The sequence below is a fragment of the Qipengyuania gaetbuli genome (assembly GCF_020524765.1).
Classification (GTDB): Bacteria; Pseudomonadota; Alphaproteobacteria; order Sphingomonadales; family Sphingomonadaceae; genus Qipengyuania; species Qipengyuania gaetbuli_A.
In genome coordinates this window covers 541,883-567,227 of the sequence record NZ_JAIVLR010000002.1, presented here as the reverse complement: position 1 = coordinate 567,227, position 25,345 = coordinate 541,883, and the positions used below count along the sequence as shown (strand labels likewise).

Genomic DNA, 25,345 nt, shown 5'->3' with positions numbered 1-25,345 from the left:
GCATGGCCCGACTAGCGGGCAAATCTCAAGATATGCTTAGCAGGTTCCTAACCACGGCATCGCCGATTTCCCCGGTGGAGGCACTTCCGCCGAGGTCCGCGCCGCGGATTTCGCTCGACAGTGTCTTCGCGGCTGCCCGTTCGATGCGGTTCGCCTCTTCCTCGCGGCCGAGCGAATTGCGCAGCAGCATGGCGAGGCTGAGGATGGCCGCGATCGGATTGGCCTTGCCCTGACCGGCGATATCGGGCGCGCTGCCGTGGATCGGCTCGTAGAGGCCAAACGTGCCGAAACCGGTCTGCCGTTCGCCGAGGCTCGCGCTCGCCAGCAGGCCGATCGAGCCGACGCAGGCGCTCGCCTGGTCGGACAGGATGTCGCCGAACAGATTGCCGGTCAGGACCACGTCGAACTGGCCTGGGCTGCGCACCATCTGCATGGCAGCATTGTCGACATACATATGGTCGAGCTCGACATCGGGATACTCGGCCGCAACTTCGACGACCGCCTCGCGCCAGATACGGCTGGTTTCGAGGACGTTGGCTTTGTCGACGCTGGTCAGTTTCTTGCGGCGTTTCTGCGCGGCGCGGAAGCCGGTGTGGGCGATCCGCCGCACTTCCTCCTCGTTATAGGACATGTCGTCCCACCCTTCACGCCCCCCGGCACTGTCGCGTTCGCCCTTCTTCCCAAAATAGACGTCGCCATTGAGCTCGCGCACGACCAGGAGGTCGATCCCCCGCGCCAGTTCCGGCTTGAGCGGGGAGAGGTCTTCGAGCCCGGGAAAACCTGCAGCAGGGCGCAAATTGGCGAACAGCCCGAGCTCGCTGCGCAAGCCGAGGATCGCCTGTTCGGGCCGATGTTCGCGCGGGAGGGTATCGCATTCGGGATCGCCGACCGCGCCAAACAGCACGGCATCGGCCGCGCGGGCCATGTCCAGCGTTTCTGCGGGTAGCGGATGGCCATGGCGCTTGTAGGCAATTCCGCCGACATCGCCTTCGAACAGGACGAGACCCGGCAGGGACAGCGCATCGAGGACCTTCAGTGCCTCGCGCGTGACTTCGGGTCCGATGCCGTCACCCGGCAATACCGCAATCTTCATGTTCCTATGCGTCCCAGCCGCTGCCTCAATACAGTCCTAGCGGCTAGAACGTCCGCCCGCGTGTCCGCAAGCAGGTAGCGGGCGATTTGGGCCTCGTTGCGGTCGAGAATTTCCAGAGCCGCGCCAAGCCCCGCTATCTCGGGTCGCTCGCCCCCATAGCCAAGTTCGCGCAGCAGGAGGATTTCGTAGCTCGCCAATGCAGGGGCCCAGCCGCGCGCCGATGGCGCGTTGCAGATCGCATCGAGCAATGCCGCCAGCGCGGCATAGAGGCTAGGATAGGGATTGCGTTCGGGCAGCGCACTTGCCGTCAACGCGCATACCCAGGCGATGGCAGAGGCTGGCAGCGGCTCGCTCAACCACGGCCCGCGGCTCTGCGAGAGTTCGAGCCGGGCGAACGGCAACTGGCTGTCCGACCGGGAGCGGATTTCCGCCTCGACGAGGTTGCCGGGTATGACCACCGGGCGCAGCTGCCTGCCCCTGCCCCCGGCGACATAGGCGGCAACGACCCCACTTTCCTCGGTCAGCATCCGCGCAATGACGGCCGTCTCGCCATGCGGGCGCGCGGCAAGCAGGATCGCGGGGGCGGACAGGTGCATGGCTAACCGTTAGGCGCGATCCCCGTGCGAGCCAATGCTTCGCGGGACGACTTGACGGCAAGGCTCTTCTTGCGGCCCATCGACCAGTTCTGCTGCATCCTGACTTCGGGATTGGACGCGCACCAGATCTCGCCGGTTTCGTTGATCGCAGTGACCCAGAGCAGATTGTGCTCCGGCCCGTAATCGATGACGGCGAGCGCATAGCCGTCCCCGCGACCGAGGACATGCAAGGGTATTGGCGGATCGAGCTGGGTCAGCATGGCGTCACCTTTCAAGCAGGTGACGCGCGCGGTCCCGACCGGTTCCTAAGCTGACTTTTGTGTAGGAGGATCAGCCCTGCTTGGCTTCTAGTGCGGCGATCCGCTCGGCCAGCTTGTCGCATTCTTCGCGGGCCTTGCTCGCCATCGCCTTGACCGCGTCGAATTCCTCGCGGCTGACGAAATCCATCCCGCCGAAAGCTTCCTTGGCACGTTCGCGCGCGCTTTCGCGGGCCTCCCGCGTCATGCCGGCAAGCGTGCCGGCAGCGGAATTGGCGAGTTTGACGAAATCGGCGATGAGCGGGTTCTGGCTTTGCATGGCGGCTATCTAGGCGCGAAGTGGTCGCGCTTCAATTCCCGATCCGCACGCGTTCGGATGTGCCGCCTGCAGGCAGGCCGCCATCGGCATCCGGGTTGAGCTGGAGAAACTGCCAATTGAGTGCGGTCGCGAACAGCACCCATGCGAGGTAGGGCAGCAGCAGCATGGCCGCGAGCCGGCGGACCTTCCAGAACAGCGCGATGACGACCAGCAGCGTGATGTCGATCATGACAAGCACGACCAGCGCGACGGTGATTTCCTTCATCCCGAAGAATACCGGGGTCCACGCCAGGTTGAGCAGGAAATGGATCACGAAGGCAAGGATCGCCATACCGCGGCCGCGCGCGCCCCATGCGGCGCAAACCAGCGCGACCGAAAGGCCGATCATCACATAAAGGATCGTCCAGACGATGCCGAAGGTCGCCGGGGGCGGATAGATGCCGGGCTTCTCCAGGCTCTGGAACCAGAAGCTGTTCGGACCACCGAGCTGGCCGGCCAGAAAGCCCAAGAGGACGCACAGGGGCACGGTGAACAGTGCCCAGCGAATGAAACTTGCGCGAAGCTGGCCGCGCGAAGCCAATACGTTCATCGAAAACCCCCAGAGGCGATTCGTTTGATGCCCTTCTGGCTATCCGGCGGCGCGCTGGCAACCGGGCCGCGCCAACCATGCCGCAACGGGACGCTTCAAACCTTCACCACACCGTGTTCGATCAGGCTTTTCGCGCAATCGACGATGCTTTCTTCGGCCGGACGCGTTTCCCAGCCCAGCCGGTTCTTGGCGTGGCTGGCATCGACGTGGCGCGATTTGCCGATCTCGCTCTTGATGGATTTGACGCCCGGATTGAACAGCGAGAGGACCGAAACCATCCAGTTCGGCATCACCTTGGTCGGCACCTTGCGGGTGTGGGCGGCGGGCAGGTGATCGCGCAGGATATCGGCGATCTCGATGATCTTCAGGAATCGCCCTGCAGCAAGGAAACGCTCACCGCCCAGCCCCGGCTCTTCGAGACAGCGCACGTGGAGATCGGCAACGTCGCGTGTATCGACGACGGCAAACCCCAGGTCGGGAGCCATCGGCATCGCTCCTGCCAGCACCTGCCTCACCGCTTCGACCGAGGGCGAGAAATCCGCATCGTCCACAGGCCCCAGCACCATGGACGGATTGACGGACACGAACTCCATGTCGCCGCCCTGCTCTGCCACCCAGTCGCGGGCCGCGCGTTCCGAAATCGTCTTCGATTTCACATAGGGATAGACATCGGGATGGGTCACGTCGGTCCAGTCGCTTTCGTCGACCGTGTATTCCTTCTCGCTGCGGCCATAGGCGACGGCAGCCATCGAACTGGTCTGGACGAAGCGCTTGACTCCCGCTTCCTTTGCGAAGCGCAGGGCGCGCAGCGTGCCTTCGCGCGCGGGCACGATCATCTCGTTCTCGTCCTTGGGCGTGGCCGCAGCGATCGGGGAGGCGACGTGGGCGACATGGGTGCAGCCGGCATTGGCCTCTGCCCAGCCGTCGTCGCTCATCAGCTCCGCCTCGAAAATCTTGAGCCGGTCCTCGCCCGGATTACCCATCAGGGCACGCAGTCGCGCCTCGCTCTTGGCCTTGCTGCGCACGGTGGCGTGAACCGTCCACCCCTTCGCCAGAAGCTGGCGGATGAGTTCGCCCGCGATATAGCCCGTGCCGCCGGTTACGAGTACTGTGCCTGCCATCACTATCCTCCCTTGCAGGCAGGCTAGGCCGCACGTTTGCAAGGGGCAACGGAGTTTCGATGCGCAAGGTCGATTATCTGGTCATCGGCGCGGGTATCGCGGGCATGTCCGCTGCCGCGCACCTCGCCCGGCATGGTTCCGTCGTGGTGTGCGAGGCCGAGGATGCACCCGGCGTCCACGCCTCGGGCCGAAGCGCGGCCTTTGCCCATTTCGACATGGACTCGCCGCTGGTGAGGGCCCTTACAGCGGCCAGTATCCCGCTGCTGGAAGAGCCGGCGGCAAAGCGGCACCCTGCGCTGTTCATCGCGCTCGAAGGGCAGGAAGACGCGCTCGATCGCGTCGAGGCAGGCTACCGAAAATGGCAACCCGGCGTGAGGCGTCTGACAGCCGATGAGGCGCGCAAGCTGGTGCCTGTGCTTCGCGCCGGAGAAGGCGGGATCATCGGCGCCCTGCTCGACGATCAGGGACGCAAGCTGGACGCGCATGCGATGCTGGAGGGGCATAGGCACGCGCTGATCGCTGCCGGGAGCGAAGTCGCGACAAGGGCAAATATCTTGGCGCTGCGCCGTGAAGGCAGCCAATGGATCGCAGATACCGCCGGACAGAGCTACGCCGCGAAGGTTGTCGTCAATGCGGCGGGGGCCTGGGTCGACGAGGTTGCGGGGCTGGCCGGCGTCGCTCCGATCGGCATAAGGCCGCTGCGCCGCACGGTCATCACTTTCGATGTACCGGCCGATCTCGACGTATCGCCCTGGCCCTTCACCAAGACCGTCGGACCGGGATTCTATATCGAGCCGGAGGGCCGCGGCCGCCTGCTCGCATGCCCGATGGACGAACACGACAGCGAGCCCTGCGACGCGCAGCCCGAGGAAGAGGACGTCGCCCTCGCCGCTTGGCGGGTCGAGGAAGCGACGACGCTCACCATTCCGCGCCTTGCCAGCAAATGGGCAGGCCTGCGCAGCTTCGCGCCCGACCGCCTTCCGGTGTGCGGTTTCGATCCGGCAGCACCCGGGTTCTTCTGGCTGGCGGGACAGGGCGGTTTCGGCCTGCAGACCTCGCCCGCCATGGCTCTGGCGGCGGAAGCGCTGGCGACTTCGGGCGAATGGCCGGAAGAACTGTCCGGCGTCGGCGTCATGCCGGAGATGCTCGCGAGGGAGCGGCTGATAACGCCGCACGGGTAAGCGCTAGACCGCAGCTATTCGCTGTCCTTCGCCCGCAGGTCCCGGCTCCCGATAAACAGGATGAAGACCCACCACGCGACGACAAGCGCGAGCACGCCCAGTACGATCGGCCAGAAATTGCCCCTCGCGTTGTCGAAGACGCCTGCCTCACCCATGGCGAGGAAACCGTAGAAGATTGCGGGTCCGCCAAGAATGGCAACTGCAAGCATGGTGGCGAGCATGAGGAGACCGCGATCTTTCTTCCTGTCGCCCCCATCCATCTTCAAATTCTCCGCGTAACCTCTTGACCCGAATACTTATTGCAGAAGTCCGGAGGCTGCGCAATTCGAAGTGGCGAACACCATCCTCAGCGCATCAGCACCAGTTCTTCCGCCATGGTCGGATGGATCGCGGTGGTCGCGTCGAAATCGGCCTTGGTCAGCCCGGCCTTCACGGCAATTGCCGCAGCCTGCATCATTTCCGGCGCTTCGGGCGCAATCATGTGGATGCCGACGATGCGGCCGCTGTCGCCGTCGCAGATCATCTTCATGAGGCTGCGCTCGTTGCGGCCCGCGAGCACGTTCTTCATCGGGCGGAAGTCCGAAAGGTAGACCTTGACCGATCCGAGCGCGTTCTTGGCCTCGCCCTCGGTCATGCCGACCGCAGCGATAGGCGGATGGCTGAACACCGCGCTGGGGATGCAGGAATGATCGACCGCGACCGGGTCGCCCTTGCCGAAGACGGTCTCGGCGAAGGCCTGCCCCTCGCGAATGGCGACGGGGGTCAGCTGCACGCGGTCGGTCACGTCACCAACCGCATAGATGTGGTCGGCATTGGTCTTGCTGAAACGGTCGACCTTGATCTCGCCATTGTCGCCCATCTCGACACCCGCCTTGTCGAGGCCCAGCCCCTCGGTGTTCGGGACGCGCCCGACGGCGAACATGACGAGGTCCGCTTTCTCCTCGTCGCTGTCGCTCATCTTCACGAAGTAGCCGCCGTCCTCGCACGGCTTGATGTATTCGAAGGTCGTGTTGAAGCGGAACTTGATCCCTTTCATGGTCGAGATCTGCAGCAGGCGATCGCGCACGGCCTCGTCATAGCTGCGCAGCAAGCGGTCGCCGCGATTGACGACGTGGACGTCGCAGCCGAACTCGTTGAAGATGCCGGCAAATTCGTTGGCGATGTAGCCGCCGCCCGCGATGATGATCTTCTTCGGCAGTTCGTCGAGATGGAAGGCCTCGTTCGAACTGATCGCGTGCTCCGCGCCCTGGCACTCCGGCATGCGCGGACGCGCACCGGTGGCAACGAGGATGTACTTCGCCGTGACCTTGCGCCCGCTTGCCAAGGTGATCTCGTGCGGGCCGGTGATCTCGGCCCGCTCCTTGAAGATCGTCACATCGTGGTTCTGGAGCGTGTCGGTATAAGCGCCTTCCAGACGGTCCACATCAGCCAAGACATTGTCGCGCAGGACCTTCCAGTCGAACTTCTTCTCGCCGATTTCCCAGCCGAAGCGGGCGCAATCCTCGAGGTCTTCGGCGAAGTGTGCGCCGTAGACGAGCATCTTCTTGGGCACGCAACCACGAATGACACAGGTCCCGCCGACCCGATGCTCTTCGGCAATCGCCACCCGGGCACCGAGCGCAGAGGAAACGCGGCTCGCCCTGACGCCGCCCGACCCCGCGCCGATCGTGAAGAGGTCGTAGTCGTATTCGGTATCGGCCATGCGGCGCTCCTGTCAGCGTGAGCGGGGGATATCGCCATGCGATCCGCTTTTGCCAAGGTTGGAGTTACACCGGCCGGGATTTCTTCGCCTTCAGGGCCTAGTCGTCGAACTCGATATCGGCGGCATAGGAAGGGGTGAGCCACCCGGCCGCAAACGTACAGCCGGTGATCCACAAGGTGAAGGTCATGAAGGCGATGGCGAGCCAGTCGCTGCGCACGCCCGGCGCCCACCACCCGGCCCGACCCTCGGCCAGGGCGAGGTAGAACAGGAAAGCTCCCACCACGATCAGAGTGATGTTCGCACCCCACAGGAAGGCCCGCGCACGCAAGGTTTTCTGCCATTCGTCGAGCATCTCGGTGCCGGCGTCCCCGCGGCCCAGCACACGTGCAGCGATCACGAAAGAAAACAGCATGATGGCGTTGAAGCCGCTGATCGGAATCGTGAACTGCGCGATGATCGAGATCGTCCCGATGATCATCCCGACGAAGAAGAAAAATACCGCAAAGCCCATGATCGCCCGGGGCGTGAACCGGCCCGACCAGGCCCAGCTGGAAACGCGCTCGATCGAACGGGTGGCGTGATCGCCCTTGTAAGCCATGTCGAATTCCTTCCCGTTCAGTCGTTTTCGTCGAGATCAGCGGCGTAGGACGGCGTCAGCCATCCGGTCACGATGATGCCGATCTGGGTCATCAGGCCGAGCAGGAAGAAGGACAGCGCAACCCATTCGAAGGATTGGCGCGGATACCAGAGCCCGTCGTCGGCAAAGTTGCCCAAGAACAGCGACCACACCGCGACACCGACCAGCGGGACCATCGCGCCGACGGCATTGGACTTCCAGTAGATCGCCCGTTCCCGCTCATCGAGCGGGCCGTTGCCGCGCGCCTTGTAGTCGTTGAACAGCTTGATCGCGAGCGAGCCCATGGCCGCCGAAAAGACGATGCCCTGCCCGACCTTTGCGCCCTGCACCGCCAGGTACATGCCCATGGCGGTAAGCGACATGAAGATCAGCGTGGCCACGATCGTCGTTCTCGGGCCGATCTTGCCAGTGTGGACCTGCCGCCCGGTCACGCGCATCGCTGCGCGGTCGAGCCCCTCCGCAATCCTGTTCCCCTCGTAAGCCACTATTCGCGTCCCTTCGCCAATTGCTGCGACAGCGAGGGGAACGGTTCGAACGAAAAGACCAGTTCCACCGACACACCGAAGACCTCGGCTATCGACAGCGCCAGTTCGAGGCTGGGCTTGTAATCGCCGCGCTCCAGGAAACCGATTGTCTGCGGGTTCACACCCACGGCATCGGCAAGGTCACGGCGGCTCAGCCCCGCATCGGCGCGGAACATGGCGATTCGATTGTGTATCACCCTCGACATGCGAGCCTGATACGCAAATTGCTATGTTAACGCAACACTCAATTGCGATTTTATTGTCCTTAGTTGCGGGGAGGCTCTTCCACCGCAAGTCGCCCTGCGACCTGCGCGGTCTGCAGAATGAAGAGCGCAACGAGGATGCATCCCACCACCCCGACGAAGAGATCGAAGCCGTTGAGGTGCCAGACAACCGGCGCTTCCGGCCCGGCGTAATACATGGCGAGTGTCAGCGCGATCAGGACGAGCCTCAACTCGGTCGGACCGGCATTCATGTAGGACAGGCGCAATTCGCCGAGCACGCGCACGGACAGGAAAGCGTGGATGGACATGAGCAGGTATCCTGCCAATGCGACCAAAGCGACTTCCAGCTGGACGTAAGGACTGAGGCCGATACCCACGACCAGCAGCGTCGTGGCGAGGCCATCGCAGCTGTGGTCGAGGAAGTAGCCGTAACGCGGCCGCTCGATCTTGCGGAAGCGGGCCACGCTCCCGTCGAGCGAATCCCCGAACCAATGGACCACGTAACCGCCGACACACAGCCACAGCCAGTCGCGGTCGGCATTGCTGCCGAGATATCCGGCGAACACCATGAGCGCGCCGAACATGCCGAAAGCGGTCAGCATATCGGGCGATACGCGCCGCGGAAGCCGCGCGCACAGCCAGTTGAGTGCGCGCCGTTCCACGCGGGCGACGAGGTTTTCCTGGATGCGGTCGATCGGGGTAATCTTGGGCTTGAAGGCGGGTTCCATTGCGATCCTGCTTGCCCCCAAGAGGAATGAAGGCGCGCTAATGCGCCCGAACGGCTGAACTGTCCAGTAAGCGGCGCGTTCCGCGCGCCGGCATCGGATCAGCGATTACCGCCACCACCGCCGGACCGGCGATTGCGGCTGCGATTGCGCGGGGGGCGCTTGCCCTGCGGCCGACCGCCACCGGCTGCCGCTCCTTCGCGCTTGGGCGCTCCGGCACGGTTCGGATGCTTGTTCTTCGGCTTCGGCTTGCGATTGGCAGCATCGCCGGTTGTGCGAACCTTGGGTCGGGCCAGCTTGGGCTTCTGCTCGCGCTTGGTCGGGCCGACGCCCTCCACCACGGCGCGGAAATTATCCGGCAGCGGCAGGCGCTCGAATTCCGCGTCGGTCTTCTTGCGGATATCCTTGAGGTAATCGCGCTCGTCCTCGGCGCAGAATGCGATCGCCACGCCGTCACGGCCAGCACGCGCGGTGCGGCCGATACGGTGGACATACTGTTCCGGCACGTTGGGCAGTTCGTAATTGATAACGTGGCTGACGCCCGGAATGTCGATCCCGCGCGCGGCAACGTCTGTCGCGACGAGGATCGGGGTCTTGGCGCGCTTGAATTCGTCGAGCGCACGCTCGCGCTGCGGCTGGCTCTTGTTGCCGTGGATGGCATTGGCGGGAATGCCGGACTGGCCCAGCTTCTTCACCACGCGGTCGCAGCCGTGCTTGGTACGCGCAAAGATCAGCACGCGTTCGAACTTGCCCGGCACCGGATGGCGTTCGGACAGGATCATCTCGAGCAGGGTCTGCTTCTCGTCCTGCTGGACCATGAAGAGATACTGGTCGATGCGCTCTGCCGTCGTGCTTTCCGGCGTCACGCTGACCTTCACCGGGTTGCGGCAGTACTTGCCCACCAGTTCCTGGATCTGCTTGGGCATGGTCGCGCTGAAGAACAGCGTCTGGCGGTCTTCGGGGACCAGCTGGCTGATCCGGCGCAGCGCGTGGATGAAGCCGAGGTCGAGCATCTGGTCCGCTTCGTCGAGGACGAGGATTTCCACGCCGTCGAGCTTGAAGGCCTTCTGATCGATCAGGTCCAGCAGGCGGCCCGGCGTCGCGACGAGGATGTCGGTACCGCGGTGCAGCTTGTTGCGGTCCTTGTTGACCGAGGTGCCGCCGACGATCGAGTGGACCTTGAGGCCGGCAAGCGCGCCATAATCTTTCGCGCTGTCGGCGATCTGGCCTGCCAGTTCGCGCGTCGGGGCGAGCACCAGCATGCGGCACGACTTGAACGGCGTCTGCCGGTCGGCTTCCCGAAGGTTGTCGATGCTGGGCAGCATGAATGCCGCGGTCTTGCCGGTACCGGTCTGCGCGATGCCCAGCAGGTCACGGCCTTCCAGCACGCGCGGGATGGCCTGTGCCTGGATCGGCGTGGGTTCGGTATAGCCCTTCATGTCGAGGGCCTGGAGAACGGGCTGCGAAAGCCCGAGGTCGGTGAACTGTGTCATGTGTACTCGCAATATGCTTGCGGCGCGCAGACGGATGCCACTTGGAATCCGGGCGCGGCGCGGGTGTCAAACGACCCGCGTGAAAAGGGAAGTCCTTGGAAAACCAACGAGGCGCGGCCGGGGCAATGGATGTCTCTCACATCGCCGCTTCACGCTGGCTAGCGCGCTTCGATGGTGGCCATGTGGGGGCAGGAGGCACGAAAGTCAAAGCATTCCTGTCGCGCATCGCTTCGCGGGGTTCGAAGGCATCGCTTGCCCAGCCTTCGCAGATGGGGAATATTTCGCTGCTTCGGGGATAGACTTGGGCGAGCGGCACGGATGGCAAAGCGGATCGGATTGACAGTATTGGCGGTCGTGCTGGCGGGACTCCTGTTCGGATGGATGTTCCAGCGGCAGGTTGGCGAGGCCCTGTTCGAACGGGCGGTTGCACAAAACCTGATGCGCGACACCGCGAGAGACCTTCCCGACGGCCTCCATGTCGGCCTGTGCGGGACCGGTTCCCCGCTCCCGAACCTCGAGCGGGCCGGCCCCTGCAACATCGTCGTGGCAGGCGACCGGCTGTTCGTGGTCGATATCGGCGAAGGCGGGGGAGAGACCCTGGGGCTGATGGGCTTCAATGCCGGTGACGTGCGCGCACTCTTCCTGACCCATTTCCACTCCGATCACATCGACGGGCTCGGTCCGCTGCAATTGTTCCACTGGACCCGTGGCGCCGCGCGGACACCGCTGCCTGTCTACGGTCCCTCAGGTGTCGAGGCCGTGGTCGAGGGGTTCACCGCTGCCTACGCGGCCGACAAGACCTACCGCATCGCGCATCACGGCGAGGTGGTAGCCCCGCCCACGGGCAGCGGCGGGACCGCCATGCCATTCGAACTGCCGACCTCCAGCGCGGTCGTGTATGACGAAGGCGGGCTGGTCGTTACCGCCTTCCGCGTCGACCATTCCCCGGTCGAGCCTGCAGTCGGCTATCGCTTCGATTACAAGGGACGCTCGGCCTGCATCAGCGGCGACACTGTCAGGTCATCCAATCTCGAAGCGGTCTGCAAAGGGGTCGACCTGCTCGTGCACGAGGCGCTCCAAACCACGCTCGTCGGCAAGATGGGCGATGCCATAAGCGAGCAAGGCAATGCCAATGCGGCAAAGATATTCGCCGATATCATGGATTATCACACGACCCCCAAGCAAGCGGCACAGAGCGCGGCGGTGAGCAGGGCAAAGGTGCTGGTTCTCACTCACTTGGTCCCGCCCCTGCCCAGCGCGATCCTCTATCCGGCCTTTCTCGAAGATGCGGAACAGCATTACGATGGCCCCATAATCGTGGGCGAGGACGGCATGCTGTTCTCGCTGCCTGCGGGAAGCAGCGAAATCGAACGCAGTCGCCAGCTTTGATGCGCCAAAAGAGGCCGCCCCAAGGGGACGGCCTCTCTTCGGGACGGGTTGGCTGGCGCGCGGTCAGGCGGCCTTCTTGCCCGCAAGTGCGTGGACGTCAGCTGCTCCGAGCAGCTGACCGCCGATGCCCCAGTCGCCCTGTTCGACTTCCATGATGCGGACCCAGGTCACGGGGCGCATGGCTTCGCCTTCGACTTCGACCATGGCTTCGGTCACTTTGCCGATGAGGTCCTTCTTCTGGTCGTCGGTGAAAACGTTCTTGATCACGTCGATGGTAACGAGCGGCATTGGTATTCTCCTTTGATAGTATCGTTTCTGAAGTGTCGATCGGTCTGTTCCGATGACCTGTTGATACGGCCTGCCGCACCTCCATGCTTGACCTCGGCATGAAGATGTCTGACGTTTTCATGGAGATTTGCCGCAATCGGGGATGTTCGGATGGACGGACCAATACCCCGGGTCGTCAGCTTCGGGAGTTTCGAGCTCGATCCGCACGGATTCGAGTTGCGCCGCGATGGCGAACGCGTCCATGTCGAACCCCAAGTGCTCTCTCTCCTGCTACTCCTCGCGCAGAACAGCGACCGCATGGTGTCGAAGGACGAGATCATCGATGCCGTCTGGGATGGCCGCATGGTCTCAGAATCGGCGGTTGCCGCACGAGTGAAGGCTGCGCGCAAGGCAGTGGGCGACGATGGCAAGGCGCAAAGCGTCATCCGCACGATTCACGGGCGCGGATTCCGCTTTGTGGCCAGCATTGAGCATTCCCCTGCCTCTGCCCTACCTGCTGCACCGATCGCCCCGGTGCCCGTGGATACGACGAACGCCGTCCGCGATTCCCGGCCGTCCATTGCAGTGCTGCCGTTCGAACTGACGGGGGAGCGGGGGTCGCACGATATCGTCGCCGACGCCCTGCCCGCGGATATCATCATGGACCTGGCACGGATCAACTGGCTGTTCGTGATCGCTCGCGGCTCCAGTTTCCGGTTCCGCGGTGCCGACAGCGACCCGATCGCCGTGGGGAAAGCGCTCAAGGTCAACTATTGCCTGACCGGCGCCATCGAGAGGGCGGGCAGGACCGTCACCGTGCAGGTCGCGCTCGTCGACACCCGCGATGGCCGCAGCATCTGGTCCGAACGGTACTCCGGCCCGGTCGAGGACCTGCAGGGTCTACGCCCCGAGATTGAGCGCGGCGTTATCGAAAGCGTGCTTATCCGGATCCCGCAGAACGAGGTGCGTCATGCCCGTGGTCTGCCCACCGCAGAGCTCGACGCATGGGCAAGCTTCCACCTCGGCGTCGACCACATGTACCGGTTCAATCCGCAGGACAATGCCGCCGCGAGCCACTTGTTCAAAGTGGCACTCGAACGCGATCCCTACTTCTCGCGGGCAATGGCAGGCCTGTCGTTCACCCATTTCCAGAGCGCTTTCATGGCGTACGAAGACGACACCGAACGGCATGTCGAACAAGCCAGGCTGCTTGCCCAGAAGGCGGTGGAAACCGACCGGCTCGATCCGTTCGGCCATTTCAGCCTGGGGCGCTGTTCATGGCTCGAGGGGCGACTGGACGACAGCATCGCATGGTTCGACAGCGCGACCAGCCTCAGCCCGAGCTTCGCGCAAGGCATCTACAACCGCGGGCTCGTGGCGACGATTGCTGGCAAGGCCGGGCAGGCCGACCGTGACCTTGCGCTGGCCCTGGAACTCAGCCCGCTCGACCCGATGGCCTATGCGATGATCTCCAGCCGTGCGCTCACGCATCTCAAGTTCGGCGATATCGAGAAGGCAGCCGAATTCGGCGAGCGGGCCGCGCTTACCCCCGGCGCTCACAAGCATATCAAGCTGATCGCCGCAGTGACGGCGCACCTTGCGGGAGACAAGGACAAGGCCGCCGAATGGCTGGCCCATACTCTCCGTGACGATCCGGAGCTGAGTACCGAAAGCTTTTTCCGCGCCTTCCCCTTCCCGGAAGACACACCACGCGAAACGCTGGAGCGTGCGATGCGCGCCCTTGGCATCTAGGGGACTGCCGAAAACATGAAGAACGAACTGCTGCGCCGCCTTGCCGGGCCGGGCCTGATCTTTACCGGTGCGGCAATCGGGACATCGCACCTAGTCCAGTCGACCCGCGCAGGGGCCATGTTCGGCCTTGCCCTTGTCGTCGTCATCGTGCTCGCCAATGTGCTCAAGTACCCGGCATACCGCTTTGGCGTCGATTTCGCCCATGCGCGGGGTCGGTCGCTACTGACCGGGTACCGGGAGCTTGGAAACTGGGCGCTGATCCTCTTCCTGCTGCTGGTCACCCCGCTGGTGCCGATCATCTGGGCAGCGCTGGGGGCTGCGACGGCGGGCATCCTGACGGTGATCGTAGGTCCGGTCGCACCCGTTCCGGTCCTTGCAGCAGGCGTCATTCTCGCAGCCACGGCCTTGCTGCTCATTGGCGGCTACAGCCTGCTGGACCGGGTGAACGCCTGGCTGCTCGCCTTCCTCACCATCGCAACACTCATCACCACCGCCACGGTCCTGCCGCAGGTGCAGTGGGCCACGCTGGTCGACTTCAGCTGGACCCGCGAGGCAGCGGCGCTGCTGTTCATCGTCGCGCTGGCAGGCTTCATGCCCAATCCGATGGACGTTTCTGTCGCACTGTCTTTGTGGAAGGTCGAAGGCGACCGGCAATTGCCGCAAGGCGCGCACCCGCCCCTTTCGGCAGCGCGCAAAGGTTTCCTGTGGCCCTATGTGCTGACGGCATTCATGGCGGTGTGCTTCTGCATCATGGGCGCGGGCGTCATGTACCCCGACGGTATCGCTCCCCTCCCCGACGCGCCCGGTTTCGCCGACCAGCTCGTCGGCCTCTACCGCGCAGCGCTGGGAGAATGGGCCGCTTTGCTCGCCGCCTTGGCAGCGCTGTCGGTCATGCTGACCACGGTGATTGCAGGGGTGGACGCCTATTCTCGCATCGCGGCCGCCTCGCTGGCGATCTTCCAGCAGCGCGAAGACGTGTCCTACACCCGCCGCGAATACGCGGGTTTCTGTCTGCTGTTCGTGATCATCGCGCTGGTGACGATCTTCACCCTGCTGCGGGACCTGACCGGCTTTCTCGACTTCGTGACCTCTGCCAGCTTCGTCATCGCCCCGGTCGTGGCGCTGCTCAACCACCTCGTGGTGACACGCTGCGAAATGCCGGATGAAGCGCGCCCCGATGCGGTGATCAAGGCGTGGAACTGGATCGCGATCGCCGTGATGGGCGCGCTGGCAGCGATGTATTTCGCCCTGACCTAGTCGTTCAGCCCCGCAGCCGCGAGCAGGGCTTCGGTGCTGGCATCGAAGCTCTCGCCGCCCTGCTCGATCGCCTTGGCCATCTGCTTGCCCAATTCAACCCCGAACTGGTCAAAGGGGTTGATGCCCATGAGGACGGCATTGGCGAAGGTGCGATGCTCGTGGAAGGCGATCAGCGCACCCAGCGTGGCCGCGTCGAGATCGTCGCACAGGATCGTGGCGCTAGGGCGATCGCCCGGGTAATTGCGTGCCGGGTCCTCGCCCTTCTTGCCGGTCATCAACGCTGCGCCTTGGGCAAAGCAGTTCATCAGCAGGATGCGGTGATGTGCCGGATCAAGGTCGTCACCCGGACCGATGCTGGCGATGAAGTCCACGGGGATGAGGTGCGTGCCCTGGTGCAGCAGCTGGAACACGGCATGCTGCGCATCGGTGCCTACCCCGCCCCAGGTAATGGGCGCGGTCGGGCCGTCTACCGGCTTCATGTCGGCGGTCACGCGCTTGCCGTTCGATTCCATCTCCAGCTGCTGGAGGTAGTCGGGGAACAGTCCCAGCCGCTCGTCATAGGCGAAGACTGCACGGGTCTGGCACCCGCGCACACGCGAATAATAGAGGTCGGCAAAGGCGGCCCGCAGGACGAGATTGTCGCGCCCGTCGGTATCGCGGAAATGCCGGTCGACCGCCGCAGCGCCTGCCAGCATCTGGCGGAAATCGTCCATGCCCGCAGCCATCGCGATGGGGAAACCGATGCTCGACCAGATGGAATAGCGCCCGCCTACGCTTTCCTGGAACGGCAGGATGCGCGTTTCGTCGACGCCCCATTCGACGGCAGCTTCCGGATTTGCGGTGAGTGCGATCACCCGCCCGCCCGGATCGGAGACACCATTGTCGCGCAGCCATTTGAGCGCGCTCTCGGCGTTGGTCATCGTCTCGATCGTGGTGAAGGTCTTGCTGGCAACGGCAACCAGCGTCTTGGCCGGATCGCATTTCGCAAAGGCAGCTTCCAGCGCAACGCCGTCGATGTTGGAGACGACATGGACATCACACAGCGACAGGTCACGGCTCAGTGCGTCGACGCCAAGTGCCGGGCCCAGCGCGCTGCCACCGATACCGATGTGGATCAGGTGATCGATTTCGCCGAATGCGCCCTGGTGGATGGCCTCCACCAGCATGCCCATGCGGTCGATCAAGGCGGCGGCTTCTTCCACCTTCGCCTCGTCGCCAACGCCGCGCAGGGTGGCATGGTCGGCAGCGCGCCCTTCTGTCGGATTGACCACCTCGCCCGCAAACAGCTTTGCGCGCATGCCGGCAAAGTCCATCGCCTCGGCCAGCTGCTCGAAAATGTCGAGGACCGCCCTGTCGAGGTGCGTTTTCGACCAATCGAACAGGATACCGCCCGGCGCCATGGGATCGTCCGTGCCGTCTTCGGCCAGCTCCAGCCTGCCAGAGAGCATGGCGACGCGTGCATCGCCGCCGGGTTCGTCCGCACCCTCGCCCCCGTCGCGGACCGTGCTGAAGAGTTCGAGCAGGGTCGGCTGCGGCAGTTCGTCGAGATCGCTCCACAGGTCGGCGGCGGTCTTGGTCATGGCTGGGCGAAAGTCCTTTCGTGGTCAGGCGTCAGCGACTAGGGAATGCGGCGATGAATGAGAACCCCGCAATCCGCGAAAACGCTACGGATACGAATACGGCCAAGCCGGAAGAGGAAGAGGAAAGCTGGGGCAGCTTCCTGGTATTCTGCCTCAAGCTGGTGCTGGTGGTGCTGATTTTCCGCACCTTCGTCGCCAGCTTCTTCACCATCCCTTCCGAAAGCATGATGCCGGGACTGCGAACGGGCGATTACCTGATCGCGGCGAAATGGCCCTACGGCTATAACGAGAATTCGCTGCCCCTTGGCCTGCCAGGGCCGAGCGAGCGGATCCTCGCCAGCCTTCCCGAACGCGGCGACGTGGTGATCTTCAAGCACCCGGTCGACCGCACCGATTACGTCAAGCGCGCGATCGGGCTGCCGGGCGACACGATCGCGGTGCAGGACGGTCAGCTCATCCTCAACGGCGAGCCTGTGAAGCGCGAGGAAGCAGGCTATGCCGACATCCCGATGAGTGCGAACACCGCATGCCGGTCGGACGGCGGGACGGTGATCGACAACCTTTGCCGCTATCGCCAGTTCCGCGAGACGCTGCCTTCGGGCAAGAGCTACATGACGCTCGACTTCGGCAATGTCGGCGCCCGGCCGCTCCGCGATGCTGACGGCAATCTCATGGTCGGTGCAGACGGCCAGCCCATCCTGATCGATCCCGACAACACCGCCCCCTTCGTGGTGCCTGCCGGCAAGGTCTTCGTGATGGGCGACAACCGCGACAATTCGCTCGACAGCCGCTTTCCTGCGGTTAGCGGACAGGGTGTGGGCGTCATAGACCAGGAACTGCTGGTCGGACGGGCCGGCGTGGTGCTCTGGTCGACCGATGGTAGCGCCGAATGGCTGCTGCCATGGACATGGTTCAGCGCTGCACGATGGGACCGTATCGGAGAGGGCATTTGACCGGCCTTTCGCCCGAAACGCTCGCCTGGCTCGAGACGACCGGCTTTACGGTGAAGGACGAGGCCTTGTGGCGCGCGGCCCTGACCCACGGGAGCATGGGCGAAAAGAAGGATTACGAACGGCTCGAATTCCTCGGCGACCGCGTGCTCGGCCTGTCTATCGCCCAGTGGCTGTTCGACCGCAGCGAGGCGCCGGAAGGCAAGCTTGCCCAGCGCCTCAATGCCATCGTCAGCCGCGAGATGTGCGCCAGCGTGGCGCGCGGCATCGGACTTGCCGAGCATATCAGGATCAGCAAGCAGGCACGCGCCGACGGCGGGCGCGACAGCGACAACATCCTCGGAGACGTGATGGAATCGCTGCTGGGCGCGCAGTTCGTGGAAAACGGCTTCGAAGAGGCGCGCAAGCTGGTCCACCTGCTCTGGCGACCTGCACTGGAAAGCGGCGCAGGCGAACGCAAACACCCCAAGAGCGCGCTGCAGGAATGGGCCGCCGGCAATCGCCGCGCCCCGCCCGAATACGAGGTCATCGACCGGTCGGGCCCGGATCACGCGGCCCAGTTCACCGTCCGCGTCAAGGTACACAAGGTCGGCGAGGCGGAAGCCACTGCCGGCAGCAAAGGCGAGGCCGAGAAGGCCGCCGCCGCAGCATTCATGGAGAAATACGCGTGAGCGATACCCCCACCACCCGTTGCGGCGTCGTTGCCGTGCTGGGCGCGCCCAATGCCGGCAAATCGACGCTGGTGAACCAGCTGGTCGGGCAGAAGGTCGCGATCACCTCCGCCAAGGCGCAGACCACCCGCGCACGCATGATGGGTATCGCGCTGCAGGGCGATACGCAGATGATCCTTGTCGACACGCCAGGCATATTCGCGCCCAAGCGCCGGCTGGACCGCGCCATGGTCAGCGCGGCCTGGGAAGGCGCCGAGGCAGCCGATGCCGTGTTGCTGCTGGTCGATCCGATCAAGCAGCGCCGCCACGAACTCGAACCGCTGATCGAACAGATCGCTGCGCGGCCCGAGCGCAAGATCCTGGTGCTCAACAAGGTCGATCGGGCGAAAAAGGAACCGCTGCTCGCTCTGGCGCAGGAATTGAGCGCCAAGGTCGAGTTTGCGGATGTGTTCTTCGTTTCCGCCCTGACCGGTGACGGCGTCCCCGAAATGAAAGAAGCGCTTGCCGCGCTGATGCCGGAAGGTCCGTGGATGTATCCCGAAGACCAGGTCTCGGACGCATCGGAACGCCTGCTGGCGACAGAGATCACGCGCGAACAGCTTTACAAGCAGCTCCACGAAGAACTGCCCTACGACAGCGCGGTTCGCCCCGAAAAATACATCCAGCGCCCCGACGGCAGCGTCGAAATTCATCAGCAGATCGTGGTGATGCGGGACAACCAGCGCGCGATCGTCCTCGGCAAGGGTGGCAGCCGGATCAAGGCGATCGGCGAGGCAGCCCGCAAGGAATTGTCCGAATTGCTGGGCCAAAAGGTCCATCTTTTCCTGCATGTGAAGGCCGACGAACGCTGGACCGAAGACAAGGAAATGTTCGAGGAAATGGGTCTCGACTGGGTGCGCTGACGCCCCCTTCTTGTATTCATGCGAACGTGTTATCCCCTCGTGGGCCCATGCTAGGCCGATTAGGGGAGGACTGCACCAATGTTTCAGGACATGTTCGGCGAATTCACGACCGGAAGGGTCGGTCGCGGGAAGTTTATTCTGCTGACACTTGGCCTCGGCCTGTTCCTCGTGGTCTTCGCCATGATGATCGGCGGCGGCATCGGCGTGTTCGAGCGGCTCGGCGGAACGGCTGAGACGCCCGGTGTCCAGCCGCTTGCCCTGGGTACCCTGCTGGCCTTCTTCGCCGCCGGTATCGTCGTGGCGATCGGCCAGCTCAACCTCGTCGGCAAGAGAGCGCGCGACATCGGCTGGCCGGCGCTGCTGCTGGTCATCGTGTACCTGTTCCTCACTCCGCTGATCTGGATTATTCTGGCAGTCATGCCCGGCAAGCAAGACGCTGGCGGCTAGGCCCGCCCGCTTGCACTGAGGCTCCGGCACTGACATTCCTGACTCCGGCACTTTCGCCGCTGGTTGAGGGGATAGAACAGGCTTGAGCTGGGGGAATGAAGCCCTTGCACTAGGCGCGGCGCTGGCCGTCGGCCTGCTCGTCGGTATCGAGCGTGGCTGGAAGCTGCGCGAGGCCGAAGATGGCCAGCGTGTTGCCGGCATCCGCACCTTCACCCTGCTTGCACTGGCCGCAGGTCTCGCCGGCCTGTTCGCAGCATCCGGGCAGCCCGTCGGCGGAGGTGTCGTTCTGGCCGGCGCGGCAGCCATCGTCGCCATCGGCTACTCCCGCTCCAGCCTCGCGGACGGAAAGCCCGACGCGACCTCGGCTGTGGCTGCCATGGTCACGCTCGGCCTCGGCTTTCTTGCCGGAACCGGCGAACCGGCGCTGGCTGTGGCTGGAGGAGCAGTCGTTACCGCGGTTCTTGCCCTGCGAACCGAAGTCCATCGCTGGGTCGGCGCGCTCGATGCGGCCGATATCAAGGCTTTCGCCCACTATGCCGTCATCGCGCTCGCCGTCTTCCCCTTCCTGCCCGAAGGTCGCTTCGGCCCCTATGATGCCTGGGAGCCTCAGACCCTTTGGCTGGTGGTCATCATCGTCACCGGTTTTTCCTTTGCAGGCTATGTCGCCAACCGGCTGTTCGGTGCGCGCAAGGGCACCATCGCGACCGCGATCATCGGCGGGGCCTACAGCTCGACCGCCGTAACCCATTCCTTCGCCCAGAAGATCGGGGCAGGCGCCGGTGGCGGCGCGGAAAATGCAGGCATCGCACTGGCGAGCGCGGTCATGTACCTGCGCGTAATCGTGCTGGTTGCGGTCTTGGCAACCAGCCTCCTGCCCCATTTCGTGATGGTCGTCGCGCCCGCGCTGGTCGTCGGCTTCGCTGTCGCCTACCACCTCTACCGCAAGGCACCCAGCAGCACCGGCCCCGCCCCGCCCGGCAACCCGATCGCGCTGCTGCCTGCGCTGACTTTCGTCACCTTTGTCGCAGTAGCGGCCGTGGCAGCGCGCTGGGCACAAAGCGAGTTCGGCGAACAGGGCATCGCCATCCTGCTGCTGCTCATGGGCAGCATGGATGTCGACGCGGCAATCGTCACTGCCGGAGGGCTGGAGCCGGGCACGATCGCACCGCAACTGGCAGCGCTCGCCATCGCGGGCACCATCCTTGCCAACATGGCCGTGAAACTGGGTGTCACGCTGGTCTACGGCAAGCGCGAGGCTCGCCCTGCCTCCATCGCGCTGGGTGCAAGCATGGTAGCCTTGGCGGTCAGCCTGACAGTCGGCTATCTGGGACTTTAGGGTCGGGTTGATCGGGTCATGGGCAAGGAAAACCGCGAACCGGAGAAAGGCAGGTCGAGGCTGGTCAGTATTGCGATAGTCCTCGTTTCGATAATCGGTGCCCTGGCGGTGCTCGGGCTGGTCCTGAAACTCGCCAATCCGCTGCCATCGCGTGACCTGTTTCCTCCCGATGCAGCCGTTACCAGCACCGATAGCGTCCTTGCCGAGCGATTGGCCGGACATGCGGCGACGCAGCCCGGCAAATCGGGCGTCATGCTCCTAGGCACGGGCCTCGAAGCCTTTGCCATGCGCGCAGCCATGGTGCGCAAGGCAGAACGCACGATCGATGCCCAGTACTATATCTGGGAAGACGACCTGTCGGGCTCGATGCTGCTGGCGGAGATCGTCCGGGCTGCCGATCGCGGCGTAAGGGTGCGCCTGCTGATAGACGACAATCCCACCGCCGGCCTTGACCCGATGTGGGCCGCGGTGGTCACGCATCCGCGGATCGACGTGCGGATCTTCAACCCGATGACCATTCGCAAGCCGCGCGTCATCAACTACCTGTTCGACTTTCCCCGCCTGAACCGCCGGATGCACAACAAGTCGCTGACGGTCGACGACGCGATCACCCTGGTCGGCGGGCGCAATGTCGGCGACGTCTATTTCGGTGCAGCAAGCGAGCGGCTGTTCATCGACCTCGACGCCCTCGCCATCGGTTCGGTGGTCCCGCAAGTCTCGGCGGAATTCCAGCGCTACTGGACCAGCGAAGCCTCCTACCCCGCGGAACTGATCCTCGGCGAAGTCGAGGCACGCCTGATCGAAAACTGGCGCAATCCCCGCCACCCGGACAGCGATCTGGCAAGCGCCTATGCCGCAGCGGCTACGGATGCCTACGCCAGCCTGGAGCGCACGATGCGCGATGGCGGCTTCACCTGGGCGGACATCGAGCTGCTGGCCGACGATCCGCGCAAGGCGGCAGGCCCAATTCCCGAAGAGGACCTACTTGCAGCGCAGCTTGCGCCGATTATCGCAGGTGCGCAGACACGGTTCGACTTGCTTTCGGGCTATTTCGTACCTGCCGAGCGCGGCACCGAAATGCTGGTGGGCCTAGCCAATAGAGGCGTGGAGACGCGAATCGTCACCAACAGCGTCAGCGTAACCGACGTGCCGATCGTGCATGCCGGCTATATCCCTAGCAGGAAGCCGCTGGTCGAGGCCGGGGTCGAACTCTATGAAGCGCGGCCCCATGGCGATGACGCACGTCTCGAAATGAAGACGCTGGGCAAGTCACGCTTCAGCGGCGGCGGGGAGAGCCTCCACGCCAAGACCTTCGCGATCGATGGCAAGCGCCTGTTCGTCGGCTCTTTCAATTTCGATCCGCGCAGTGCCCTGCTCAATTGCGAGATGGGCTTCGTGATCGATGCTCCGGAACTGGCGTCGGAGATGGTGGCGCGGCTCGACCAGCGCCTTCCGACCAATGCCTACCGTGTCAGCCTAGGCGAGGACGGCGAGCTGACCTGGACGGTGTCCGATAGGGACCCGCCGAAGGTCCACACGACCGAACCCGGAACCAGCGCGTTCAGCCGCTTCGTCGTCGAAGCTCTGTCCAAGTTACCGATCGCCTGGCTCCTCTAGGACGAGCGCGCCAGCAAGTCCGGCGCTAGTCCTTCGCCGCAGCCTTCTTCTTGGGCGCAGCCTTCTTCTTCTTCGGAGCGGCCTTCTTGCGTCCCTTCTTCTTGGCCGGCCCCTTGGCAGCGCGGGCATCGATCAGCGCGATGGCCTGTTCCTCGGTCACGTCCTCGGGCTTCACATCCTTGGGGATCGTCGCATTGGTCGTACCGTCGGTGACATAGGGGCCATAGCGGCCCGGCATGACCTTGATCTCGCCGCCGCTGGTCGGGTGCGCACCGAGCGTCTTGATCGGTTCCGCCTTGCCGCGTGCCCCGCCCTTGCGGTTGGCCGCTTCGGACAGGATCGCGACAGCGCGGTTCATGCCGACTTCGAACACTTCGCGGGTCGAGGTCAGCTTGCCGTACTTGCCATCATGGCGAAGGTATGGCCCGTAACGCCCTATGTTCGCTTCGATTTCCATGCCGGTTTCCGGATGGGCGCCGACGATGCGCGGCAGGCCGAGCAGCTTGAGCGCCCATTCGAGATCGAAATCGTCGAGGTCCTTGGGAATGCTCGCCCGCTTGGCGTCCTTGCCCTCGCCCAACTGGACGTATGGCCCGAACCGGCCGGTCTTGCGTTCGACCGGCAGGCCGGTTTCCGGATCTTCTCCCAGCACCGCGTCCTGGCCGCCGTCTTCGCCTTCGCTACCGGGCTTGGCGAACTGGCGCGTGAACTTGCACTCGGGATAATTGGCACAGGCGACGAAAGCGCCATAGCGACCACCGCGCAGGGCTAGCCTGCCGCCATCGCGCCCTTCGGTTTCGCACAGCGGGCAATGGCGCGGGTCCTTGCCGTCGGCGCGCTCGGGGAAGAGATAGTCGGCGAGGAAGTCGTCGAGCACCTCGGTCACCTCGGACGGCTTCTTGTCCATGACCTCTTCGGTCTTGGGCTTGAAATCGCGCCAGAAGGCTTCGAGCAGCTGCTTCCAGTCCTCGCGCCCGTCGGACACGGTATCGAGCTCTTCTTCGAGCCCCGCCGTGTAATCGAACGCAACATATTGCGGGAAGAACCGTTCCAGAAATGCTGTCAGAAGTCGTCCCGATTCCTCTGCAAAGAAACGGTTTTTCTCCATCCGGACGTAGTTGCGATCTCGGATGGTCTGGATCGTGCTGGCATAGGTCGACGGACGCCCGATGCCGAGCTCTTCCAGCTTCTTGACCAGGCTCGCCTCGGAATAGCGGGGCGGCGGCTGGGTGAAATGCTGGTTCGCCTCGACCGCCTTCTTGGCCGGCGCATCGCCCTTGTTCACGACCGGCAGCAGGCCGTCCTCGTCGTCGTCCTTGTCGTCGAAGCCTTCCTGGTAGACCGCGAAATAGCCCGGGAACTTCACCACCTGGCCGGTCGCACGAAGCTCGTGCTTGCCGGTCCCGTCACGCAGGGTGATGGTGGTGCGTTCGAGCTGCGCGGCGGCCATCTGGCTCGCCATCGCGCGCTTGAAGATCAGGTCGTAAAGCTTGCCCTCGTCGCCCGAGCCTGCGCGGTCGCGGCTGAAATCAGTGGGCCGGATCGCCTCGTGGGCTTCCTGCGCGTTCTTGGCCTTGGTCGAATAGAACCGCGGCTTGTCGGGCAGGTAATAGGCATCGTAGCGGTCGGCGATGGCCTTGCGGCAGGAATTGATGGCGCTGCCGTCCATCTGTACCCCGTCGGTACGCATGTAGGTGATGGCACCCGCCTCGTAGAGCGACTGGGCGAGCCGCATCGTATGGCTGGCCGAAAAGCCGAGCTTGCGGGCGGCTTCCTGCTGCAGCGTCGAGGTGGTGAACGGAGGCGCGGGATTGCGCTTCAGCGGCTTGGTTTCGATGTCCTCGACCGTGAAGCGCGCATCCTCGACCGCCTTCTTGGCGGCCTTGGCGCTGCCTTCGTTGCCGAGCGTCAGCTTGTCGAGCTTCTGCCCGTCGAACTTGACCAGCCGGGCGTCGAACTGCGTCCCGTCCTGTTCCAGCTTGGCGACGACCGACCAGTATTCGTCGGCCCTAAAATGCTCGATCTCGATCTCGCGGTCGACGATGATGCGCAGCGCCACCGACTGCACGCGGCCCGCGCTCTTCGCGCCGGGAAGGCGGCGCCAGAGGACCGGCGAAAGGGTGAAGCCGTAGAGATAGTCCAGCGCGCGGCGGGCGAGGTATGCGTCGATCAGCGGCTGGTCGAGCTCGCGCGGGGCCTTCATCGCGTCGGTCACCGCCTGCTTGGTGATCGCATTGAAGGTCACGCGGTCGACTTCCTTGGGCAGCGCCTTGCGCTTGGCGAGCAGTTCGCGAACGTGCCACGAAATCGCCTCCCCTTCGCGATCAGGGTCGGTGGCGAGGATCAGGCGATCCGCCTTCTTGGCGTTGTCGGCGATTTCCTTGAACCGGCTCTGCTTGTCCCGGTAGAGTTCCCAGTCCATCGCGAAATCCTCGTCCGGACGCACGCTGCCATCCTTGGGCGGCAGGTCGCGGACATGGCCGTAGGAGGCGAGGACCTTGAAGTCCTTGCCGAGGTATTTCTCGATGGTTTTCGCCTTGGCCGGCGATTCTACGATGACCAGTTGCATGGAGGAAAAATCGGTCCCTTACGTGTACGTATGCGTATACGCGCGAAAATGGGGGGCGGGTTCGGAAGGCGTCAAGCGGGTTTCGAGCGGGGCAAGAGCGAACAGCAGCTAACGACCCGATTGCGGACAGCGCACAATGCGGTATTT

Annotated in this window: 26 protein-coding genes; 10 read left to right on the top strand and 16 right to left on the bottom strand. The window is 64.1% G+C overall.

The features are described from left to right. Positions 1-25: 25 nt before the first annotated feature. From leuB to LC083_RS11230, 6 genes are all read right to left on the bottom strand, one after another. The gene (gene leuB / locus LC083_RS11255; RefSeq protein ID WP_226700463.1) at positions 26-1,093 is read right to left on the bottom strand and encodes a 3-isopropylmalate dehydrogenase; all 1,068 of its coding nucleotides are present in this window, start codon (positions 1,091-1,093) and stop codon (positions 26-28) included. Next, on the bottom strand, positions 1,090-1,689 hold the full coding sequence (recO, locus tag LC083_RS11250) for a DNA repair protein RecO (RefSeq protein ID WP_226700462.1): 600 nt from the start codon (positions 1,687-1,689) through the stop codon (positions 1,090-1,092). The genes leuB and recO overlap by 4 nt, the downstream gene beginning before the upstream one ends. A 2-nt stretch (positions 1,690-1,691) precedes the next feature. Next, positions 1,692-1,949, bottom strand: a complete 258-nt coding sequence (locus tag LC083_RS11245) for a hypothetical protein (protein WP_226700461.1) — start codon at positions 1,947-1,949, stop codon at positions 1,692-1,694. 70 nt (positions 1,950-2,019) lie between these two features. Next, positions 2,020-2,265, bottom strand: a complete 246-nt coding sequence (locus LC083_RS11240) for an accessory factor UbiK family protein (RefSeq protein ID WP_160606416.1) — start codon at positions 2,263-2,265, stop codon at positions 2,020-2,022. Positions 2,266-2,296: 31 nt separating this feature from the next. Next, positions 2,297-2,854: a TspO/MBR family protein gene (locus LC083_RS11235; protein WP_226700460.1), complete on the bottom strand. Its 558-nt coding sequence runs from the start codon at positions 2,852-2,854 to the stop codon at positions 2,297-2,299. 95 nt (positions 2,855-2,949) lie between these two features. Then, complete coding sequence (locus tag LC083_RS11230) at positions 2,950-3,975, bottom strand: NAD-dependent epimerase/dehydratase family protein (RefSeq protein ID WP_226700459.1); 1,026 nt, start codon at positions 3,973-3,975, stop codon at positions 2,950-2,952. Positions 3,976-4,034: 59 nt separating this feature from the next. On the opposite strand from LC083_RS11230, the gene LC083_RS11225 reads away from it, so the two are divergent. Continuing rightward, the gene (locus tag LC083_RS11225; RefSeq protein WP_226700458.1) at positions 4,035-5,156 is read left to right on the top strand and encodes an NAD(P)/FAD-dependent oxidoreductase; all 1,122 of its coding nucleotides are present in this window, start codon (positions 4,035-4,037) and stop codon (positions 5,154-5,156) included. 14 nt (positions 5,157-5,170) lie between these two features. Here LC083_RS11225 and LC083_RS11220 read toward each other — a convergent pair whose 3' ends face one another. The 7 genes from LC083_RS11220 to LC083_RS11190 all read right to left on the bottom strand — a co-directional run bounded on the left by LC083_RS11220 (position 5,171) and on the right by LC083_RS11190 (position 10,461). Continuing rightward, complete coding sequence (locus LC083_RS11220; RefSeq protein ID WP_226700457.1) at positions 5,171-5,416, bottom strand: hypothetical protein; 246 nt, start codon at positions 5,414-5,416, stop codon at positions 5,171-5,173. A gap of 86 nt (positions 5,417-5,502) precedes the next feature. Beyond that, on the bottom strand, positions 5,503-6,858 hold the full coding sequence (gene gorA, locus LC083_RS11215; protein ID WP_226700456.1) for a glutathione-disulfide reductase: 1,356 nt from the start codon (positions 6,856-6,858) through the stop codon (positions 5,503-5,505). Positions 6,859-6,955: 97 nt separating this feature from the next. Further along, positions 6,956-7,456: a hypothetical protein gene (locus LC083_RS11210; RefSeq protein WP_226700455.1), complete on the bottom strand. Its 501-nt coding sequence runs from the start codon at positions 7,454-7,456 to the stop codon at positions 6,956-6,958. Positions 7,457-7,473: 17 nt separating this feature from the next. After that, positions 7,474-7,980: a hypothetical protein gene (locus tag LC083_RS11205; RefSeq protein ID WP_226700454.1), complete on the bottom strand. Its 507-nt coding sequence runs from the start codon at positions 7,978-7,980 to the stop codon at positions 7,474-7,476. Continuing rightward, positions 7,980-8,225 carry a helix-turn-helix transcriptional regulator gene (locus LC083_RS11200; RefSeq protein WP_226700453.1) on the bottom strand — a complete coding sequence of 82 codons (246 nt, stop codon included), beginning with the start codon at positions 8,223-8,225 and terminating at the stop codon, positions 7,980-7,982. The genes LC083_RS11205 and LC083_RS11200 overlap by 1 nt, the downstream gene beginning before the upstream one ends. A 59-nt stretch (positions 8,226-8,284) precedes the next feature. Then, the gene (locus LC083_RS11195; protein WP_226700452.1) at positions 8,285-8,971 is read right to left on the bottom strand and encodes a CDP-alcohol phosphatidyltransferase family protein; all 687 of its coding nucleotides are present in this window, start codon (positions 8,969-8,971) and stop codon (positions 8,285-8,287) included. A 98-nt stretch (positions 8,972-9,069) separates the two neighbouring features. After that, positions 9,070-10,461 carry a DEAD/DEAH box helicase gene (locus tag LC083_RS11190; protein ID WP_226700451.1) on the bottom strand — a complete coding sequence of 464 codons (1,392 nt, stop codon included), beginning with the start codon at positions 10,459-10,461 and terminating at the stop codon, positions 9,070-9,072. Positions 10,462-10,779: 318 nt separating this feature from the next. Here LC083_RS11190 and LC083_RS11185 point away from each other — a divergent pair, with 318 nt between their 5' ends. Beyond that, positions 10,780-11,850, top strand: a complete 1,071-nt coding sequence (locus LC083_RS11185; RefSeq protein WP_226700450.1) for an MBL fold metallo-hydrolase — start codon at positions 10,780-10,782, stop codon at positions 11,848-11,850. A gap of 63 nt (positions 11,851-11,913) precedes the next feature. Here the strand turns inward: LC083_RS11185 and LC083_RS11180 are convergent, their stop codons facing one another. Continuing rightward, positions 11,914-12,138 (bottom strand): tautomerase family protein, encoded by a 225-nt coding sequence (locus LC083_RS11180; RefSeq protein WP_160606398.1) that lies wholly within the window; start codon positions 12,136-12,138, stop codon positions 11,914-11,916. A gap of 150 nt (positions 12,139-12,288) precedes the next feature. Here LC083_RS11180 and LC083_RS11175 point away from each other — a divergent pair, with 150 nt between their 5' ends. Both LC083_RS11175 and LC083_RS11170 read left to right on the top strand, forming a co-directional pair. Further along, positions 12,289-13,869 carry a winged helix-turn-helix domain-containing tetratricopeptide repeat protein gene (locus LC083_RS11175; protein WP_226700449.1) on the top strand — a complete coding sequence of 527 codons (1,581 nt, stop codon included), beginning with the start codon at positions 12,289-12,291 and terminating at the stop codon, positions 13,867-13,869. Between the two features lie 15 nt (positions 13,870-13,884). Further along, positions 13,885-15,126 (top strand): hypothetical protein, encoded by a 1,242-nt coding sequence (locus LC083_RS11170; protein ID WP_226700448.1) that lies wholly within the window; start codon positions 13,885-13,887, stop codon positions 15,124-15,126. On the opposite strand, the gene pgi is transcribed toward LC083_RS11170, so the two are convergent. Continuing rightward, entirely contained in the window at positions 15,123-16,706 is a 1,584-nt protein-coding gene (gene pgi, locus LC083_RS11165; protein ID WP_226700447.1) for a glucose-6-phosphate isomerase, read from the bottom strand. The two genes, LC083_RS11170 and pgi, sit on opposite strands and share 4 nt — an antisense overlap. Positions 16,707-16,759: 53 nt before the next feature. Between pgi and lepB the strand changes: the two genes are divergently transcribed. From lepB to LC083_RS11135, 6 genes are all read left to right on the top strand, one after another. Further along, positions 16,760-17,659, top strand: coding sequence for a signal peptidase I (gene lepB / locus LC083_RS11160; protein ID WP_226700446.1), 900 nt, complete (start codon positions 16,760-16,762; stop codon positions 17,657-17,659). Next, positions 17,656-18,327 (top strand): ribonuclease III, encoded by a 672-nt coding sequence (gene rnc / locus LC083_RS11155; protein ID WP_226700445.1) that lies wholly within the window; start codon positions 17,656-17,658, stop codon positions 18,325-18,327. The genes lepB and rnc overlap by 4 nt, the downstream gene beginning before the upstream one ends. Beyond that, positions 18,324-19,229 carry a GTPase Era gene (gene era / locus LC083_RS11150; protein ID WP_160606392.1) on the top strand — a complete coding sequence of 302 codons (906 nt, stop codon included), beginning with the start codon at positions 18,324-18,326 and terminating at the stop codon, positions 19,227-19,229. Before rnc ends, era begins: the two co-directional genes overlap by 4 nt. Before the next feature lie 78 nt (positions 19,230-19,307). After that, positions 19,308-19,676, top strand: coding sequence for a DUF805 domain-containing protein (locus tag LC083_RS11145; RefSeq protein ID WP_226700444.1), 369 nt, complete (start codon positions 19,308-19,310; stop codon positions 19,674-19,676). 82 nt (positions 19,677-19,758) lie between these two features. Further along, on the top strand, positions 19,759-21,012 hold the full coding sequence (locus tag LC083_RS11140; protein ID WP_226700443.1) for an MgtC/SapB family protein: 1,254 nt from the start codon (positions 19,759-19,761) through the stop codon (positions 21,010-21,012). Positions 21,013-21,030: 18 nt separating this feature from the next. Beyond that, positions 21,031-22,629 carry a phospholipase D family protein gene (locus LC083_RS11135; protein ID WP_226700442.1) on the top strand — a complete coding sequence of 533 codons (1,599 nt, stop codon included), beginning with the start codon at positions 21,031-21,033 and terminating at the stop codon, positions 22,627-22,629. A 25-nt stretch (positions 22,630-22,654) separates the two neighbouring features. On the opposite strand, the gene topA is transcribed toward LC083_RS11135, so the two are convergent. Then, on the bottom strand, positions 22,655-25,198 hold the full coding sequence (topA, locus tag LC083_RS11130; RefSeq protein WP_226700441.1) for a type I DNA topoisomerase: 2,544 nt from the start codon (positions 25,196-25,198) through the stop codon (positions 22,655-22,657). Positions 25,199-25,345: the final 147 nt, after the last annotated feature.